17 protein-coding genes are annotated in these 17,908 nt (G+C 62.3%); 6 read left to right on the forward strand and 11 right to left on the reverse strand.

Annotated features, from left to right (window positions below; translation table 11 throughout):
* The 4 genes from ABIB00_RS23550 to ABIB00_RS23565 all read right to left on the reverse strand — a co-directional run bounded on the left by ABIB00_RS23550 (position 1) and on the right by ABIB00_RS23565 (position 6,977).
* The gene (locus ABIB00_RS23550; RefSeq protein ID WP_247350935.1) at positions 1-1,701 is read right to left on the reverse strand and encodes an aspartate:alanine exchanger family transporter; all 1,701 of its coding nucleotides are present in this window, start codon (positions 1,699-1,701) and stop codon (positions 1-3) included.
* Positions 1,702-1,712: 11 nt separating this feature from the next.
* Positions 1,713-4,466 (reverse strand): decarboxylase, encoded by a 2,754-nt coding sequence (locus ABIB00_RS23555; RefSeq protein WP_354045523.1) that lies wholly within the window; start codon positions 4,464-4,466, stop codon positions 1,713-1,715.
* Between the two features lie 133 nt (positions 4,467-4,599).
* Positions 4,600-6,300 (reverse strand): SulP family inorganic anion transporter, encoded by a 1,701-nt coding sequence (locus ABIB00_RS23560; RefSeq protein ID WP_354106023.1) that lies wholly within the window; start codon positions 6,298-6,300, stop codon positions 4,600-4,602.
* Entirely contained in the window at positions 6,297-6,977 is a 681-nt protein-coding gene (locus ABIB00_RS23565; protein ID WP_247350930.1) for a YoaK family protein, read from the reverse strand. Before ABIB00_RS23565 ends, ABIB00_RS23560 begins: the two co-directional genes overlap by 4 nt.
* A 134-nt stretch (positions 6,978-7,111) precedes the next feature.
* On the opposite strand from ABIB00_RS23565, the gene ABIB00_RS23570 reads away from it, so the two are divergent.
* Genes ABIB00_RS23570 through ABIB00_RS23580 form a run of 3 tightly spaced genes read left to right on the forward strand, consistent with a single transcriptional unit; the run spans position 7,112 to position 10,307 of the window.
* Positions 7,112-8,800: an aspartate-alanine antiporter-like transporter gene (locus ABIB00_RS23570; protein ID WP_354106024.1), complete on the forward strand. Its 1,689-nt coding sequence runs from the start codon at positions 7,112-7,114 to the stop codon at positions 8,798-8,800.
* A 12-nt stretch (positions 8,801-8,812) separates the two neighbouring features.
* Complete coding sequence (locus ABIB00_RS23575; RefSeq protein WP_247350926.1) at positions 8,813-9,700, forward strand: alpha/beta hydrolase family protein; 888 nt, start codon at positions 8,813-8,815, stop codon at positions 9,698-9,700.
* Positions 9,701-9,722: 22 nt separating this feature from the next.
* The gene (locus tag ABIB00_RS23580; RefSeq protein WP_354106025.1) at positions 9,723-10,307 is read left to right on the forward strand and encodes an invasion associated locus B family protein; all 585 of its coding nucleotides are present in this window, start codon (positions 9,723-9,725) and stop codon (positions 10,305-10,307) included.
* Between the two features lie 14 nt (positions 10,308-10,321).
* Here the strand turns inward: ABIB00_RS23580 and ABIB00_RS23585 are convergent, their stop codons facing one another.
* Both ABIB00_RS23585 and ABIB00_RS23590 read right to left on the reverse strand, forming a co-directional pair.
* On the reverse strand, positions 10,322-10,690 hold the full coding sequence (locus ABIB00_RS23585) for a response regulator transcription factor (protein ID WP_247350923.1): 369 nt from the start codon (positions 10,688-10,690) through the stop codon (positions 10,322-10,324).
* A gap of 187 nt (positions 10,691-10,877) precedes the next feature.
* Positions 10,878-11,501 (reverse strand): response regulator transcription factor, encoded by a 624-nt coding sequence (locus tag ABIB00_RS23590; protein WP_247350922.1) that lies wholly within the window; start codon positions 11,499-11,501, stop codon positions 10,878-10,880.
* 310 nt (positions 11,502-11,811) lie between these two features.
* Between ABIB00_RS23590 and ABIB00_RS23595 the strand changes: the two genes are divergently transcribed.
* Complete coding sequence (locus ABIB00_RS23595; RefSeq protein ID WP_354106026.1) at positions 11,812-12,495, forward strand: helix-turn-helix domain-containing protein; 684 nt, start codon at positions 11,812-11,814, stop codon at positions 12,493-12,495.
* 113 nt (positions 12,496-12,608) lie between these two features.
* Here the strand turns inward: ABIB00_RS23595 and ABIB00_RS23600 are convergent, their stop codons facing one another.
* The 4 genes from ABIB00_RS23600 to ABIB00_RS23615 form a co-directional block, all read right to left on the reverse strand.
* Positions 12,609-13,058: a potassium channel family protein gene (locus ABIB00_RS23600; RefSeq protein ID WP_247350919.1), complete on the reverse strand. Its 450-nt coding sequence runs from the start codon at positions 13,056-13,058 to the stop codon at positions 12,609-12,611.
* A gap of 33 nt (positions 13,059-13,091) precedes the next feature.
* Complete coding sequence (locus ABIB00_RS23605; RefSeq protein ID WP_247350918.1) at positions 13,092-14,285, reverse strand: acetate kinase; 1,194 nt, start codon at positions 14,283-14,285, stop codon at positions 13,092-13,094.
* Positions 14,286-14,479: 194 nt separating this feature from the next.
* Entirely contained in the window at positions 14,480-15,568 is a 1,089-nt protein-coding gene (locus ABIB00_RS23610) for an AI-2E family transporter (RefSeq protein ID WP_247350917.1), read from the reverse strand.
* A 72-nt stretch (positions 15,569-15,640) separates the two neighbouring features.
* On the reverse strand, positions 15,641-15,832 hold the full coding sequence (locus ABIB00_RS23615; protein ID WP_247350916.1) for a hypothetical protein: 192 nt from the start codon (positions 15,830-15,832) through the stop codon (positions 15,641-15,643).
* 383 nt (positions 15,833-16,215) lie between these two features.
* Here ABIB00_RS23615 and ABIB00_RS23620 point away from each other — a divergent pair, with 383 nt between their 5' ends.
* Positions 16,216-16,515, forward strand: a complete 300-nt coding sequence (locus tag ABIB00_RS23620; protein ID WP_502917875.1) for a helix-turn-helix domain-containing protein — start codon at positions 16,216-16,218, stop codon at positions 16,513-16,515.
* On the opposite strand, the gene ABIB00_RS39130 is transcribed toward ABIB00_RS23620, so the two are convergent.
* A complete protein-coding gene (locus ABIB00_RS39130) occupies positions 16,405-16,656 on the reverse strand; it encodes a transposase (protein WP_502916522.1) in 252 nt (83 codons plus the stop codon). The genes ABIB00_RS23620 and ABIB00_RS39130 overlap by 111 nt on opposite strands.
* A gap of 29 nt (positions 16,657-16,685) precedes the next feature.
* Between ABIB00_RS39130 and ABIB00_RS23625 the strand changes: the two genes are divergently transcribed.
* On the forward strand, positions 16,686-17,720 hold the full coding sequence (locus ABIB00_RS23625; RefSeq protein WP_354106027.1) for a site-specific integrase: 1,035 nt from the start codon (positions 16,686-16,688) through the stop codon (positions 17,718-17,720).
* Positions 17,721-17,908: the final 188 nt, after the last annotated feature.

Raw genomic sequence — 17,908 nt, forward strand, 5'->3', positions numbered from 1 at the left:
CTATTGGGCAAGGATCATTGCGAAGTAACCGAACACGGTGAGCAGGATGCCCGACACGGCGTAGCCGACCGGGAATCCAATCCAGGGCACTGAGCTCTGGATTTCGACCGCCGCCTCGCGGCACGGGCCGGAATGGGACCGCGCGCCCGCAACGCCGCCCATCAGCACGGCCGGGTTGATCTTGAAGACGTGGAATCCGATCGCCCAGACGATGAAGGGTGGGATCGTGCAGGCAATGAAGCCGGCGACGAATATCTTCAAGGCAACCCCGCCCGTGAGCTGAGCCAGCAAACCGGCGCCTGCATTGACACCGACGATCGCAACGAAGACGACGAGGCCGAGGTCCTCCAAAACGTTGCGCGCCGCATTCGGCGTGTTGCCGAAGAAGCGTAGCCGTGAGACCAGGGACGAGACGATCACGCCCGACAGCAACAGACCGCCGGCATTGCCGAGGCCGATCTTGGCGCCGAAAGCCGGAAATTCGATCATGCCGATTAGGAAGCCGATGATCATGCCGGCGGCGAGCGTCAAGAGATCGGTCGAGGTGTTGGTCCGCGCGATGCGTCCCCACATCTCTCCAAGCTCGTTGACGGCAGACTTGAGGCCGACCACCGAGATGATGTCCATCCGCTCGATCTTGGTCTTGAGACCGGCCGGGATCTGAACCCCCCCGCGCTCGACCTTGGTGACCTGCAACTGGCCGGCGATCGCCGTCTCGCGGAAGGATTCGAAGGTCCGTCCGACGATGTCCTTGTTGGTCACAAGGATGTCCGCCTGGTCCATGGGAATGCCGAGTGCCTTGGCATCCGCGACCTCGGGCCCGATCAAGCCCATCTTGTCGGTGAGATGCTCGGTCGAGCCCCCGAGTGCGATGACGTCACCCTTTTGCAGAACGAAGTCGGGATCGGCGCCCTGCGGTTCGCCGCGGCGCCCCACGTTGACGATGCGGTACTCCGGGTTGACTGTACGGAATTTGCCAATGCTCATGCCTATCTGCGCTGGATTTTCCAGCCGATAGGCTCGAAGACCGAATTGGCGATACCCGGTCAGCCCGCCGCCCTCGAGATCCTTGACGCCAAATTCCTGCTCGAATTGCTTGGCCGCCGCCTTGGCGTCGACACCCCACCAGCGGGGCAGATATTTGCAGATCAGGATGATGCCGACGGTACCCCAGATATAGGTGATGCCGTAGGACAGCGCGATCATGCCCGAGGCATCCTCGGGCTTCATGCCTTGGGGAAGCTTGACGACACCCGAGGTCACCGCCTGCTCGGCCGAACCGATTGCGGCGGACATCGTCTGCGATCCCGCCAGCATGCCGCCGGCCGCCCCGACTGGAAGCTCGAAGAGCTTCGCGAAGATGACGACAAGTGCCAGGCCGAGCACGCTCGATATCAGTGCCAGGACACAGAACTTGAGGCCGTCGCCCTTGAGGCTGTTGATGAAGGAAGGTCCCACGCGCAGCCCGACGCCGTACATGAAGAGATAGTAGAACAGGCTCTTGGCGAATGTGTTCAGCTCGAGCTTCACACCGTAGGTGGATGCCCACACCGACAGGGCGGCGCCGACGACGATGGCGCCGGCCACCATGCCGAGGCCGTACCCCTTGATGCTCGCCCGTCCAATCCAGACCGCGAGCCCGACGACGAAGAACAGCAGCAGAAACGGATTGTGCTGCAGAAATTCAAAGAAAGCTTGCATGTTCGTTCCCCTTAAGATGCCGCCTTCAGCTTCGGTGTGGCGCTGGGCTTGGGCCTGCCGATTTTCGCCAGAGCTTCGGTGCGCACCAGCTTCAGGCCCTCCTTGGCGTCGTAGCCGTGGATTTCCTTCACATCGAGCTTACGCATGAAGTCGATGGTTTCCTGGGTAATGACCTGGCCCGGGACCATGATCGGGAAGCCCGGCGGATACGGGATCACGAAACTGGCGGAGACGAGATCCGGACCGGCCTTCAGGCGGCGGTCGATCTCCGCGTCGCCAAGCCGGATATATTCGCAACCCGCCGCGTCATACGCAGAGTAGAATCCGGTGCGGATATCGCCCTCGTTGGTCTTGGTGCCGGCATCGCCGCGGAAACTGTCGTGGAAACGCGAGAAATTCGGCAGGTCGGGCACATCAGTCATCAGGCTCTTGACCCTCGCCTCGAAGGTCTTCTTCGCGTTGGCGCCGCCCTGTACGAGTCCGCGGTCGACCTCGCCCGCAATCTCGGCCAGAACCCTCACCAGATGTGCAACATCGCTGCGGGTATTGTTGATGTTGGACTGGAACAACACCGAGTTGCGCGAGGTCTTGTTGATCTGGATGTTGTAGTCGTTGGCGAGAATGCCCTTGAACTGCGTGCCGTCGTAACCGGCGGTGCCGCACACCAGGGTCATGCGGGTCGGATCGAGACAGAACTCGTCGTCGTCCAGGCTCTTTAGAACGCTGGCCCAATTGGTGCCGGCCGCGAGATAGTCGGTGAAGCCGCTCTGCCGGTACTGCGCTGGCACCATGGCGTCCGCGCCGAGGATACGGAAATATTTCGAGATCAGCGGATTGTTGTTGACGGCTTGGCGGATGGCGAGCGCGATCTCTATCGCATTGGCCACGAGACCATATCCCTCGAGCTCCATCTGGCGCCGTGAAACATCGAGGCTCGCGATGAGCTGCTGGTTCGGGCTGGTGGATGCGTGGGTGAAGACAGCTTCCTTGAACTGCTGCTCGACCGTGTGGAACTCGACGTCCTTGACCGAGAGCATCGAGCCCTGCCGGATTGCCGACATCGACTTGTGGGTCGAATTGGTCTGATAGACACGCAAGCGGATCTGCCGCGGATCGGGAATCAGGCGGGTCTTAAGCAGCATCTCGTCCGAGGGGTTTTTGCCGAGTTCGGTCTGCTGCTTCTCGTAGGCCGCGACCGATTTCGGATCTTGTATCCAGGCTTCGATGTCGTTGGCGGCGCCCATTGCGGTGCGCTTTCGCAGATAAGGCGAGAAGCGCGCAAAGCCGAACCAGGCCTCGTCCCAGAGGAAGATCAGGTCGGGCTTGATCGCGAGGCATTCCTCCATCACCCGGCGGGTGTTGTAGATGTGGCCGTCGAAGGTGCAGTTCGTCAGGTCCAGCATCTTTACGCGGTCGAGTCGGCCGTCAGCCTTGGCGCCCAAGAGCGCCTGCTTGACTGTCTTCAGCGGCACGGCGCCGTACATCGAATATTCCGTCATCGGAAATGCTTCGACATAGATCGGCTGGGCGCCAGCCAGCACCATTCCGTAATGGTGCGACTTGTGGCAGTTGCGATCGACGATCGCGATGTCACCCGGCCCGAGCAGCGCCTGCACGGCCATCTTGTTCGAGGTCGAGGTGCCGTTGGTCACGAAGAACACGCGGTCCGCACCAAGCGCGCGCGCCGCCTTGTCCTGCGCCTTCTTGATGGTGCCGGTCGGCTCCAGCAGACTGTCGAGGCCGCCGGTGGTCGCGCTGCTCTCGGCCAGGAACAGGTTCAGGCCGTAGAATTCGCCCATGTCGCGGATCCAGTCGGACTTGAAGACCGATTTGCCGCGGGCGATCGGCAGCGCATGGAAGGTCCCGATCGGACGCTGCGCGTATTTCTTGAGATTGTCGAAGAACGGCGTGTCGTAGCGGTCCTGCACCCCTTCGAGGATGGAGAGATGAAGCTCGAGCAGATCCTCGATGGAATAGAAGATGCGACGGGCGACGTTTGCTTGCGGATTTCCGGCCATCTCCTCGACATTGCGGTTGGACATGAGATAGAGGTCGAGTTCGGGACGGACCCGATTGATGATATGGGCAAGCCGGAGTGCCGAGGCGTCGGACTCGTCATGCAATCCGGCCGAAGCAGTCAGCGTGCGGAGCACCGGCGCATCGTGCCTTGAGCGCAGCGCAAAGCCTTCGTTGATGACGACGGCTGCGAGGTTGGGGTTCAGCATCGCCGCGCAGAAGGCGTCCTCGAGGCTGCCGACAATAACCGGCTCATAGATGAACTGATCGACCGGACGTCGCAGCTTGCGCCATTCGCTGGCGAGCCCCGGCCAGTTGCTCGACGAGAGACCCGTGACGATCAGGGTTTCAAAATAGGGACGACGCGCGGTGTGCTGTCCGAACATCTGCGGCACCAGGTCGGACGCCTCGCCGTTGCCCTCGTCATTCAGACTCCAGTCACCGGCATGCTGGCGGAAAGACCTCGTCATCAGCGCCTGCGTCAGCCGCGTGGCGAGAGCGAACGACGTGGCCGCATCGCCAGTCGCGGCCGTTTCCCGCAGGGCAGCCATCAGTTGCAGTCCCGGATAACCGTGAAACTCTTCCGTGACTGAGACATCGGCCAGCGCGGCATCGTACTTCGCGCGATCTCCGCCTCGGGCCCACACCTTTGCCGCTTCCACCAGATCACGCCAATCATCCGCTCGCCCGCCGGGGCCGGAAAGGAACTGATCGATGCGCTTCTGCGCGGGCTTGGCGTCCTTGGACATGTTTCTCTCCGATCCCCTGAGGCGAACCTGATGCGGATCGTGGGTGCGGCACCGGTCGCTCTATTGATCCAAGTCAACGGTCGGGCTCATTCTGATCGACGAAGCCGCGCTGTTTTGCCTCGCGATGCGATCGTCAGGACGTTCGTTGCGTTGTATTGGCCTGATCGTCGCCCAAGACGCTGTCGAGCGACCGCAACCAATGGCCGCTGTCCGTCTTCTCCGCCAGCCCTTCGGCAAGCAAGAGGTCGCGCAATTGTGCGTGCGCGCCGACGATGCAGAAGGCAATCTGCCGGGAGGTGAGCTCGTCATGGAGGTCGTGCAGCATCCGCGCGCCGGCGAGATCCATGTATGGCGACGCGGACAGGTCACAGACCACCAGCCGCATATCCGGTGCTGTGCGTAGCGCCATCAGGACGGTATCTAGGATCGTCTCGGCGTTGATATAGAGCAATGAGGCTTCCGGGCGAAACGCGATGACACCGACCAGCGGCTCGACGTCGACGTGCCTCGCACGGTCCGAATATCGCCCGCCAGGCAAACGGCCGAGGAACGCCACGTTCGGCCGGGAGGCTCGGGCCAGCAGCAGGACGATTGATGCGATCGACGCAAGCAGGACCCCCTGCAGGATGCCGAGCAGCAACACCGATACCAACGCGATTGCGGCGGCGTAGAAATCGATCCGGCTGACCTGCCACATCCGCAACAGCTTCCGGACATCCACCAGCCTGTACACGGCGGCAAACACGATGGCTGCCAGCACCGCCTTGGGAAGGTTGGTCAGCAGCGCCGTGAAGTACAAGAGGCACAGCCCGAGCGTCATCGAACAGATCACCAGGGCCAATTGCGTCCGCGCGCCGGCGCTGTCGTTGACCGCCGATTGCGACAAGCCGCCCGCGACGGGATAGCCATGGCCGAATGAGGCGGCAAGGTTCGCGGTGCCGAGCCCCAGTAACTCCTGCCGCACGTCGAGGGGATAACCGTGCTTGGCGGCGAAGCCGCGGGCCGCCGAGACACCTTCTATGTAGGCCAGCAGCACACATCCGGCGGCGAGCGGAAAAAGGTCGTCGAGTTGCAAAAGCCCGAATGTCGGCCATCCCAGGGCCGGCAAACCCTGCGGTATCTTCCCGGTCACGGGCACACCCATGGTCGGTAAGCCAAGGAGCGTTGCCAACATGATGGCCAGCGCGACGACGGTAATGCCGACCGGCTTGCCCGGCAGAAGGCGTTCGCCGACCAGCAGCAACAGCAATGCGACCGTGCCGATCGCCAGCACCAACGGGTCGATCTGGCCGAGTTGCCCTGTCAGCTCGATGGCCCGATCGAAGAAATTGTGGCCGCCGCCGGCGACACCAAGCAGGCTCGGCAACTGGCTCATGATGATTGTGAGTCCCGCTCCTGCCTTGAACCCGACCAGGATGCTGTCGCTGACGAGGCGCACGAGCACGCTGAGCTTGAACAGCCAGGCGATGAAGCACAGCACCGCTACGGCGAAGGCCGCGAGACTTGCGATCTGCGCATAACGCGCCGCATCACCGCTGGCGAGCGCCCCGACGGTCGAAGCGATCATCAGGGAGATGGCCGAGGTCGGGCCGATCGCAAGCTGTCGCGACGATCCCAGCAAGGCATAGCCGATACCGCCGAGCATGTAGCCATAGACACCAATTTGCGGTGGCAGACCGGCCAGCGCCGCATAGGCGAGCGAAACCGGGATAGCGTAGGCGGCGAGCGTGACGCCCGCGACGGCGTCGGAGGGGAGCCATTCACGCCGATAGGCCGCAAGCCAGCCGGCCGGCGGAAAGAAACGCTTCCATTTGGACTCGGACGGCGTACTCATCGCGCCGCCTCCTGATGCGGCACCTCGCAACGCAGCAAGACGATCAGGAGCGCCACCACGGGAATGCCGAGCGCGAGATCGGGAATGCCTTTGGTGGCGAAGGCCCCGACCGCCGCACCGAAGCCGAACACCGCACATAAAGCGAAAAAGATGCCCGAAAGGCGCAGCGTTCCGCCCTGCGCGCCTCCGGATGCGACTGCAAAGATATTTTCGATAGCTTGGCGCATATTGCCGGTGATCATCACCGTGCTGCAGACAACACCCTCGACCCTGGTGAAAACCGCCGCCTGCATGGCGGCAACGAGCGAAATGCCGAGCGTGCCGGCGAGATCCGGCAAGCGGTTGTGCAAAATGCCGATCGTGATCAGCAGCAGGATCTCGATCAACGTGCTGATCGCACTGGCCCGATCGCCGGCAGCGCGGCGGAGCCATGCAGCGACGACAATGCCGGCCGCAAAGGCGAGGATCGGAGGCACGAAGTGAAGTGCCTTGACCCAATTTCCGGCAGTCGCATAGACCCAGAGAAAGATCAGGTTGGCGGTCTGGGCATTCGCCATCACGCCGTGGATGATCCAGGTATAAGCGTCGATATAGCCGCCGGCGAAGGCGAGCAGCAAAGCGATCACGACCGTTTCATCGGGACGCACCGCCTCCGTGACAACCTCCAGAGTGCTCATGAGGACGACGAGGGCTGCCGCGAGTTCTGCATGCCGTCATTGGCGGCGCCTTATCGGCGGCAAGGCTTGATTTGGATCAAGCCATCGCTGCCGGGCGCAAATCAAATCGGCGCAAAGCGGCGGGGAAGTCGACCATGGATACCGTCAGGTGGATCATCACCAGCGCACCGGAAATCTTCTTGCTGCTGGCCATAGCGATCGGCACGCTGCTCGGTCGGATCAAGATTCGCGGCTTCGCGATCGGAACCACTGCCTGCATCCTGATCGTCGCCGTCCTGATCGGACAGCTCGGCACCTTCGCATTTCCGTCCCTGCTGCGGGTGATCCTATTCAGCCTGTTCGTGTTCACGATCGGCTACCGATCCGGACCGGAGTTCTTTGCCTCGCTCAGCATGCGCACGCTGGCGCAGGTCGCCATGGCGCTCGTGCTCGGCGGCACCGGACTCGTCATCGTGCTGGCGTTTGCCTTCATCTTCAGGCTGGATCCCGGCACCGCGTCCGGCATCGCCGCCGGTGCGCTGACGCAATCCTCCGTGATCGGCACCGCGTCGGGCGCGCTGGCGCAACTGGGCCTGCCGAGTGACGCCTTGAAGCAGCAGGAAGCCAACATTGCAGCCGGATACGCCGTGACTTACGTGCTCGGCTACATCCTGACCCTGCTGTTCGTCCCATTCGTGGCTCCGAAATTGATGAGGATCGACCTGAAGGCCGAAGCGAAGAGGCTGGAGGCGGAGCTCTCGGGTGATGCCGCGCCACAGACCGAGAACCTCGCCTACCGGAAATTTCAGGGGCGCGCCTATCTGGTCTCAACCGCAGCGGGCCGCTCCGTCAGGTCGATCGAGGAGGACATCGGCAGCCGCGCTGTCGTCGAGCGCATCGTTCGCCAGGGGATCGATGTCGAACCCCATCTGGATACCTTGCTTGAGGCGGGCGACAACGTCATCGTCGCCGGGCGCACTGCAGCCATGGTTGCCGCCAGGGCAGTCATCGGCACCGAGATCGACGCCGATGAGATCCTCAAAGCGATTCCCGGCAACGTGATCGAGCTGCTGGTCGACAATCGCCAGCTCCACGGCCGCTCCATCAAGGACGTGGCCGAACGCGTCGGCGGCGATGCGCGTGGCGTGTTCCTGCGCGCGTTGACGCGGATGGGCCGCGAAGTGCCGCTGAGCCCTGATACGCGGGTCTATATCGGCGATGTCATGACCCTGGTCGGCAGCACCCGCCACATCGAGCGGGCCGCTGCCAATGTCGGCCAGATCCTTCGCGCCGGAGACCGCACCGATATCGCGTTCTTGGCCGCCGGCATCGCGGCCGGCCTGCTCGCCGGCCTTGTCAGCTTCAAGGTCGGCGGCGTCGCGCTGACGCTCGGCGGCGGCGGTGGCGCGTTGATCGCGGGCCTGGCCTGCGGCTGGCTCCGCTCGCGCCGGCCGACCATTGGCGCGCTACCGCCCGCCGCGCAGCAGACGCTGAGCGATCTCGGTCTCGGCGGATTTATCGCGGCAATCGGGCTCGGCAACGGCGCCGCAGCCTGGGCCGCGATCCAGGCACATGGAATGCTGCTGGTCGGCATGGGTCTCGTCATCACGCTGGTGCCGCTGATCGTCGCGACGCTGTTTGCCCATTACGTGCTGCGCATGAACCCGGTCATCACCTGCGGCGCGCTGGCTGGTGCCATGACGGTCGACGCCGCGGTGACCGGTGCCTGCGACGCCGCCGAGAGCCAGACGCCGGTGCTCGGGGTCGCCGTACCTTACGCCGTCGGTAACGTCGTGCTGACGGTGCTCGGCCCGATCATCGTGGCCGCCACGTATGTTGGTTGACGGGAGATGCCGATGCGATCCGCTGATCTGTTTCGATGGCTGGCCGCAATTCTCGTCACCATCGGTGTCGCCGGGCCGGCACGTTCAGCAGACACGACCGACGCCGTAAGCATCCAGGAGGAGATCTGGGCGCTGCCCCTGCCGCTGCCGATGTTCGCCTATCTGGTGCGCCCGGTCGGCGACGGCCCCTTCCCGCTTGTCATCATGAACCATGGCGTCTCGCTCAACCCGACCGATCGCAGCTTCTTTCCGCTGGTTGAATTCCGCGACGCCGCCAAATGGTTCGCAAAGCGCGGCTATCTCGTGGTCGCGCCAGTCGGCAGCGGCTATGGCGCAGCCGCGATCGACATTCCCGAGCGCGCGCTCTACGGCCCGTTTTTCTCAAAGGTCGGCAAATGCACGAACGCCAACTTCCACGATGCGGGCCTGGCGGTCGCGCAGGTCGATCTCTGGATCATCGACTACATGGCAGCCGAGAAGCGCATCATCCCGAAGGATGTCATCGTGGTCGGTCAATCCGCGGGGGGCTGGGCCTCGATCGCGCTATCGAGCGCAAACCCGCCTCAGGTGAAAGCCATCATCACGTTTGCCGCGGGCCGCGGCGGTCGCGTCGGCGGCAAGCCCAACAACAATTGCGCCCCCGACAAGCTGGTCGAGGCGACCGCGGATTTCGGCCGGACCTCGCGCGTCCCGATGCTGTGGATCTATATCGAGAACGACACTTTCTTCGGCCCCGATCTGTCGAAACGCATGCATGCAGCGTTTACCGCTGCTGGTGGCCAGGCCGAGTATCACCTGATGCCCCCGTTCGGCAACGAGGGTCACTTCTTCATCGGCTCGCCGGACGCGATCCCGCTCTGGTCGCCGCTAGTAGCGAAATTTCTCGATGCGCGGAAATAGGGCTCAGCTTTGGAGGCACAACATGTCTGGTCGCCATCATTGTTTCGCAGGAGTTCTGGTCGTCTTGATCGCAGCGACCGCAACATTCCCCGCCCGCGCAGCATCGAAGGCGGCGCAAGCCGGCAGGCCGGCAGAAGTCGCAACGCGTGGACAGCGCGAGGCCAAGGACATCACCTACGGCGATTGGCAAAAGCTCTGCTTCAAGGCCGGCGGTGCACCGACGCTCTGCCGGACCTCAATCACCGGCAAATTCCCGACCGGTCAGATCGCCGTGCGCGTGGACCTGATCGAACGTGAAGGCACCGCGACGAAACGGCTGCAAGTGTTCGTGCCCGTCGGCATGTACCTGCAACAGCCGGCCAAGCTGACCGTCGATCAGGGCGCACCTTTCCGCGTCCCCTATAGCTGGTGCGTCACCAACGCGTGCATTGCGGCCGACGTCGTGGATCACGACATCGTCAAGGATATGGAATCGGGCAAGACGCTGGCGCTCGAGGTCGTCGATTCCAGCCTGCTGGCGCTGACGACCATGGTGCCGCTGGCGCAGTTCGCGTCGGTCCACAAGGGCGCACCGGTCAAGACGCTCGAGCAATATGTCGACGAATGAAATTCTTTGCACTGCTACGCGGCACACGCACGCGTCACTGACTCGATGAGAGACTGCGCCGAAAACGGCTTGGTCAAGTAGGCGACACAGCCCGAAGTCATTGCAGCAGCGCGGCTCGCCGCACTGTCATTGCCGGTGATAAAGATCACAGGCGCGGTGACACCTCTCTCGGTGAGTTTCCGGCGCAAATCGATGCCGGACTGTCCGTCGAGATTGATGTCGAGCACGATGCAGACCGCCCTATCCAAGCCGCCATAGTCGAGCAAGGCGCTCGCGGATGCGAACTGACTCGCAATGAAGCCATGCTCACGCAGCAATCTGTATATGCTCGTCCGAATGGACGGGTCGTCGTCGACGACGAGAATGGACCGGCGTGTCGGCAAGTGACAATCTTTCGCGTCGGGCGCCACAAATGGCAGCTTGCACCCGCATTTTTTAACGCGCGTTCTGCCTCCCGGCTTTGAAGGCAGAACGCCACATCCGCTGCGCGCCAATAACAGCACCGCATCGATGACTTTTTCTATTGTCCCTTGGGGCAGTCACATTGCGGGAACCGTAGCGACAAATTAGTCAATCGCCATCCGCATCGAGCATTCCCAGCCGCTCCGCGATCGAAACGAGTTCCGCAAACGAACGAACCTGCATCTTTTCCATGACCTGGTGACGATGCGCTTTCACGGTGCGCTCGGTCGTTCCAAGCTCATGGGCAATCTGCTTGTTGATCCGTCCTCGCACCATGAGATCAAACACCTGCCGCTCGCGGTGCGTCAGCGTAGCAAGGAGCGTACGAAGCGAATTGAGCCTGCCGCGTTGCGCGCGGCCGGCGTGCTGACGCGCCAGCGCGCGCTCGATCGCGTCGATCAACTGCTCCGAGCAAATCGGCTTGGTCAGAAAATCCTCCGCACCAGCCTTGATCGCCCGCACCGTGGTCGGTGTGTCGGCGTGCCCGGTCAGGAATATGATCGGCAGCGCCGAGCCTTGCTCGATCAGGCGGCCTTGGAGATCCGGGCCGCTCAGCCCGGGTATGCATACGTCGAGCAAAATGCATCCCGCCTGCTCGTCGTCCGGCCCGGCGTGCAGCAAGTCCTCCGCCGAGGCATACGTCGCCACGTCATAGCCGGCGAGCTTCAGCCGGCGCGCGACCGCCGTTCGAAACGACTCGTCATCGTCAACTACGTGAACGAGACCTGGCAAGCGTCACCTCTCGTGAGAAGCCACCGAGATCAAATGAACGTTCGTCACTCGCGAATCTTGTCTTCAAATAGTTCGAAAATGAAAACATCCGCTGCGTCTGCAGATGTATTCCGGCAATTGTCGTGACTTCTCATTTTGCGCAGGAAAAGCTCCTGATGTCCCTTGGTACAATGAACCTTATGGCAATGGATTGAAATACCGCCATGATCGTAAATCAACTTGGGCGGGAGCGGAATAGCGCGGCGCATTCCCTACTAGGAAATTGCGTCGTCCGACGGACCAATCCGGCGATGAGCTAAGGAGTTGGCCTATGTTCGTTCGCACCATGACGGATTCCGCGCTGCGTCCCAATTCACTCCGTGACATCGGAATGACCAGCCATTCCAACGCGCTCATCAGTTTAACTGACTTTTTTTACAGAAAAGGCACCGAAATCTACGGCGAGAGAGAACCCGCCGAATATGTCTACCAGGTCAAATCTGGTGCAGTGCGAAGCTATAAGCTGCTGACGGACGGCCGCAGGCAGATCGGGGCCTTTCACCTCGCCGGCGACATCTTCGGTCTGGGAAACGGCATCGAGCACCGCTTCACGACGGAAGCGATAGTCGATACCACGGTGCGGCTGGTCAAGCGGCAAAGCCTCGAAATGGTTGCCGAAAGCGATGCAATGGTCGCCAAAAACCTGCTCAGCATGACCACGATCAACCTCCAGCACGCGGAGGATCACATGCTCCTGCTGGGACGCAAGACCTCGCTGGAACGGGTGGCGGCGTTCCTGCTCGAAATGGACAAGCGCTTGACGGCATCCGGCATCATGGCGTTGCCGATGTCGCGGCGCGATATCGCCGACTATCTAGGCCTGACACTGGAAACAGTATCCCGCGCCCTGTCGCGGCTGCATGAACTCGGCGTTCTCGGCTTCGTCGGCAATACCCAGCGCCAGATCGTGCTCTTGGACCGCCATCAGCTCGCAGACCTCGATCTGCAGTCCTAGGGCAAAGAGCAGGAACGCTGACAGTTTGGTCACCACGCTGGCGCCCTCTTCCTCAGACAGGCGCAGCCATCGCGCTCCATTTTGAGCGGCGTGGCAGATCGTCGCGGTTGCGGTCAGGACCGCTTGAAGCCCGGCGCTTCTGTCACGCCGAGATGCTCGAGTGTCTTGCGCAAGACTTCGAACAGGATGGCGGCCGACCAGCCGAACAACAGCACGCCGTTCATGGCGGTCAGCGGGCCGATGAGCCGCCATTCACGCACCGGCGTGATGTCGCCGTAGCCGAGTGTGGTGTAGTTGACGAAAGCAAAATAGAGCAGATCGCTGCCGGGCGCCGCGGCCTGGACGATGCCATACGTCCAGGCCCACACCAGGATTTCCAGCGTGTGGGCGACCGTCAACACCGCGGCCGTCGCAATCATTACGCCCATCAAGTGCAATCTTGGTCTCACGGTTGTCCGAAGGCCGGCCCTGCGAGCAATCGAGACGGCGACGACGGTCACCAGCGCATGAATTCCGATATTGGTCATTCCGACCAGTGCGCCGACGAGAAGCTGAAGCAGCATAAGGAACCAACCAGTTTTTCGGCGGGCGCCTGCTCAGTGTGGCGACGGCCCATTCAACAAAATCGCCAACGTATGCCGCGCGATCGTCAATTCGTCATCCGACGGGAGCACATAGATCGGAATGCGACCATCATGGCGCGAGATCAGCCGTGCGTGCTGCGCGTTGGCAGGGGCATCCAGTGTCGCACCGAGCCAGCTCAGCCTCTCGGCGATGGACGCGCGGATGGCGGCCGAGCGTTCACCGATCTCGCCGGTGAAGACGAATGCGTCGAGACCCTCCAGCGCGGCCGCAAGGAGACCGGCATCGAGGCCGGCCCGGTAGCCCAGACGCTCGACGGCATGTCTGACTTGAGGAGAGCGGGCCCCCTCCAGCTCAAATGCGACCTCCCCTGCACCAGCGGGGCCGCTGAGCCCGTAGCTGCGCCGGGAAGCGTCCTGTAGCGCCTCGGTCGGCATGCCATTCTCCGACCTGAGCAACTGGGCGATATCGGGGTCGATCTCGCTGGCGAAATCATCGGCCGGCAGCGGACCAAAGGCATAGCGTGCGGGGATGCACTCGACACTGCGCCCGTCCCGGAGCGCGCACATCGAGCTGCTGTCGCCGAGGCGCGCAACGATCACGCGGCGTTTTGCGATGCCGGGCGCCACGAGCGACAGGGTTCGCGCAACTGACTCGTAGGATAGACCGTGCAATCCGGAAGGTCTTACGGTGCCTGCGTGATGCTGATACGGGCTGACGCTGCCGTCACTCGCAGCCGCGCGGCTGAGGTGAAATGCAGTGTCGAAGCAGGCGACCTGCGGTAGCGCTGGATGATCGGCCCGGATCGCACGGATCGGCGCGAGATTATGCAGCTGATGCAGCGGCGCCGAGGCTACCAGCTGTTCTAGCCGGACCATCACGGCGTCATCGATCAAGATCGGTCGAGCGTGCTCGGGCCCGCCCTGAACGATGCGATGGCCCACGGCCAACGGGCCGACCCTCAACTCATCGCGCAGCCATGCGTCGATAGCCGCGAATGCCGCGGCGACGTCACCTACATCCTCGTTGCGGTAAGCGCGATGCGCCAACGAATCTCCGTTCATCCGGCGCGCCTTCAGGCGCGGGCAGCCGCCTACCCCCTCGAGCCTTCCGTTGATTTGCCCTTCCAGCCGCCCGTCGCCTTGCACGGAGAAGAGCTGGAAGCTCACGCCCGCTGCGTTAGCATCAATAGCAAGGATCGTGTCCATGGCTGTCAGTCACCAGCCATCGGGACCCGGCCGCGAACCGCGGACACCTGCCCGAGTGCGCAGTCATCCTGCGACGTCTGATTAGCCATCGACATCCACGTGCCCGAAGTCATGCCTCACCTTCACGTACTCAAGGCGTGCCGGAAACCCAGCGATTGACTTATGTCAAAGGTAGGTCAGTGCCGCGCAGGCATTCAGTGCTTGCCGGTCTTCTCTTGAGCCGCGACGCGATCGCTCCGGACCCAGGCCGCCGCCAGCTCCCAGGCGACCGACAGGATGATTGGACCGATGAAGAGACCGATAATCCCATGCGCGAGCGTTCCGCCGATCACGCCGATCAGGATCACGAGGGTCGGCGTGGTCAGGCCGCGCCCCATGACGAGTGGCTTCAGGATGTTGTCGAGCAGGCCGACGGCGACGAAGAACGCGGTGAGTAGCAGCGCCATGGTGACGTCCTTGTCCATCCAGATCCAGATGACCACCGGAAAGAGGACGAGGAACCCCCCGATCTGCACGATCGACAGCAACAGGACGATGACGGCAAGCAACCCGGCACTCGGGATGCCTGCGAATTTGAAGCCGATGCCGGCCAGCAACGACTGCACGATCGCGACGCCGATTACGCCCTGCGCCACAGCTCGGATGGTGGCGCCGGCGAGCTCCAGAAAGTGCTCGCTCTGCTCCGGCACGATGCGGAACAGGAAGCCGCGAACCGCGGCGACGAGCTGCGGCCCCCATGGGAGAAGAAAGCCGGTGACGAACACCGACACAAGAAACTGCAGCGTGCCGAGGCCGGCATCGCCCGCGAATGAGAGCATCATCCCAGCAATCGGCTTGAGATACGGCGCCACCTCGCGCAGCATGGCGCGAATGTTCGTGTACGCCAGGTTCCAGAGGTCGTAGAGCTGCGGGCCGATCACCGGCCAGCTCTTGATCTGCTCGGGAGCGGACTGAAGCACGATCTCGCCGGTGCCGATCTGGCCCGCGAGATCCCTGATCGCTTCGACTGCGCTCAAGCCCAGCCAAGCCGCAGGACCAATGATGATGCCCAGCGTGACCAGGGTCAGGAGGGCTGCGGCCAAGCGAGGACGGCCGCCGAGGCGCTTGGCGAGCCAGCTGAAGGCCGGGTAGAACGCCACCGCAAGTACGCCGCTCCAGGTCAGGATCGGCACGAACGGCCGGATGATCAGGAACGACCAGAACATCAGCAGCGCCAACAATCCGAGCCGGATCACGAGCTGAATGATGTCTTCGGCGGGGAGGAGCTGGCGAAGTGTCTTCAAGGACCGCTCCGATCTGGAGGAGACGCTCTCGAGGAGTCATGCGGCCCTAATCGAGCGGTAGTTTGATTCAGATCAAGCTTGCCAGGGCCGATCCTCCCGGGATGGAATGATGAAGCGCTCGCAGCGCCGACGGCGGATGCCTAAGCCAAAAAACCGACGAATAGTGATTTGGGCCGACTGCGCATCTAGGCAGCGTTTACCAACCTTTGCCCGGAGGCATTCTGCCTCGAGTTCTTCGAGGGTCTTCAGCGGCATCTCTTCCATGAGCGTCCCTCCCCGGGTCCTGAGAAAAGGCCTAAGAGCTTGAACGCGCGCATCTCGAGCACAACGATCGTTCGCAATTCGTAACACGATCGCTGTCCCGTTTTGCGTTCATCCCAGTCCGTGCCGCGCACCATCGGTGTCCCGCGGCGAATAACGAGCACAGCCATCCTGTTGTTTGAATTCGGATTTACGGACCTTCTAACGAGGTGCCAGCAAGGTCTCAGCACCCTCGCCCGCCGCTTTTCCTGCTAGGGCAAAGACAATCTGGGCTGAATTAAGATAGAAATTCAGTATGTTATTGGTGAGCGGCCCGAGACATAGGTGACATTTCGTACCGGACACATGGGTTACACTTTTCGCTTTTTTGCGAGCAGGAGGTGTGGATGCCGTGGAAAGCGAGTTCGGTCATGGAAGAACGCCTGCGCTTTGTCGCCCGCCTGTTGGACGGGGAGGCCATGACGGACGTGTGCCGGGATTTCGGCGTCTCGCGCAAGACCGGCTACAAGATGTTCGATCGCTACAAGGAGCACGGTCTTGAGGCCCTGAGCGATCGCTCGCGGCGGGCCGGTGCGCTACGCCAACCAGCTGCCGGAGCAGCTCGAGAGCCTGATTGTCCGGCTCAAGGGCGAGAAGCCGCACTGGGGCGCGCGCGGGATCGAAGGACGTCCCTCGCTGGCGTATAGCTTTCCAAGGCTGCGGTTCAAATCACTCAAAACATCCCGGACAAGTTCCCGGACCTTCCGCAGCGGATGGTTCGCTGGCACACGTTTATCCGGCGCGATGTACGAAAACAGGCCGCCCTGATCCGTAAACCTGCCGCGCATGATCGTCTCCGCCGATTCGAGATGATAAAGTGAATCATCAACACCGCGACCTGACGAAGATGAAGACCACGGATGCTTACCGGTGGATCAACAGTCTCAGGAAGACATACCCGCAGAAGTTCGATCAGGGACGTGTGGATCGCCGCCATCAAGGCGACGGCGGGCTATTTCGTGGAACAGACGAAACTGAACGTGAATCCTTTCGCAGGAATAAAAGTCCGAAAGGACGATCCGAGCGCGACGAAGGAGAACAAGGTCGAGCCCAGAACGCCTCCCAGGAAGGGCTTCAACGAGAACGAAGCTCGGATCATCCTGACGGCCACGCTCGCGACGCCGAGCCATCTGACCTCGGCGGAGATGAAGGCCGCCAAGCGCTGGCTCCCTGGCTCTGCGCCTACAGCGGCGCCCGCGCGAACGAGCTAACCAGCCTCCATCCCTACGACATCACGGAACATGGCCATGGAATCCGGTGCATGGTGATCAAGCCGTCGCTCGAAAAGACCGAGCAGTGGCGCGTCGTTCCCATCCACTCCCACATCCTGGAACAGCCGGGCTTCCTCGAATACGTCGAGGAGCGCAGGAAGCTCAACAAGCCGCTGTTCTACGACCCGGAGCGCAGCCGCGGCGGCAAGGCCGGCAATCCGCAGTTCAAGAAGGTCGCCGAGCGGATCGGCGAGTGGGTGCATGGTCTCGGAATCCCGAAAGGCGTCAAACCCAATCACGCCTGGCGCCACCTGTTCAAGAGCGTGGCGCGGCACGTCAAGATGGACCGCGAGGTCGAAGCATTCATCACCGGCCACCGCCCCAAGGATGCCAACGCCGGGATCGAATACGGCGACCCTTGGGTCAAGACGATGTACAACGAGATCGAACGCTACCCTCGCTTCCAGATCGAAGCCTTGGGTACCGGGGAGGCCGGTATCCGAAAGACAGGCAATTCACGGCCTTTTCGGGAGTGTCGTGCAATTCCAAACTGTTGCGGGGTGAAGTTTCTGGAGGCGCGGCGCTCCTGCGGAGGTCCGAGTTATCTTGCCACCCGTTCTTGCTCGCCTGGCGTGCCCTGATCGGTCCTCCATCGGACCGCCTCTCCAGCGATCTCGGAGCCCAGCGTGTCGAAACCTCTTGCGGCGAACTCTCCGGCCGCCGTTTGTCAGAAAAGGACGTTCGGCTGTCCTGATCCGTAGGATCTTGTCCGTTGTCCAAAGCAGGGCTCCATGGCGACATACGGGCAATCCCGTCTGGGCCGAGGAGA

This window comes from Bradyrhizobium sp. LB14.3 (genome assembly GCF_040547985.1).
In the GTDB taxonomy this organism is placed as follows: domain Bacteria; phylum Pseudomonadota; class Alphaproteobacteria; order Rhizobiales; family Xanthobacteraceae; genus Bradyrhizobium.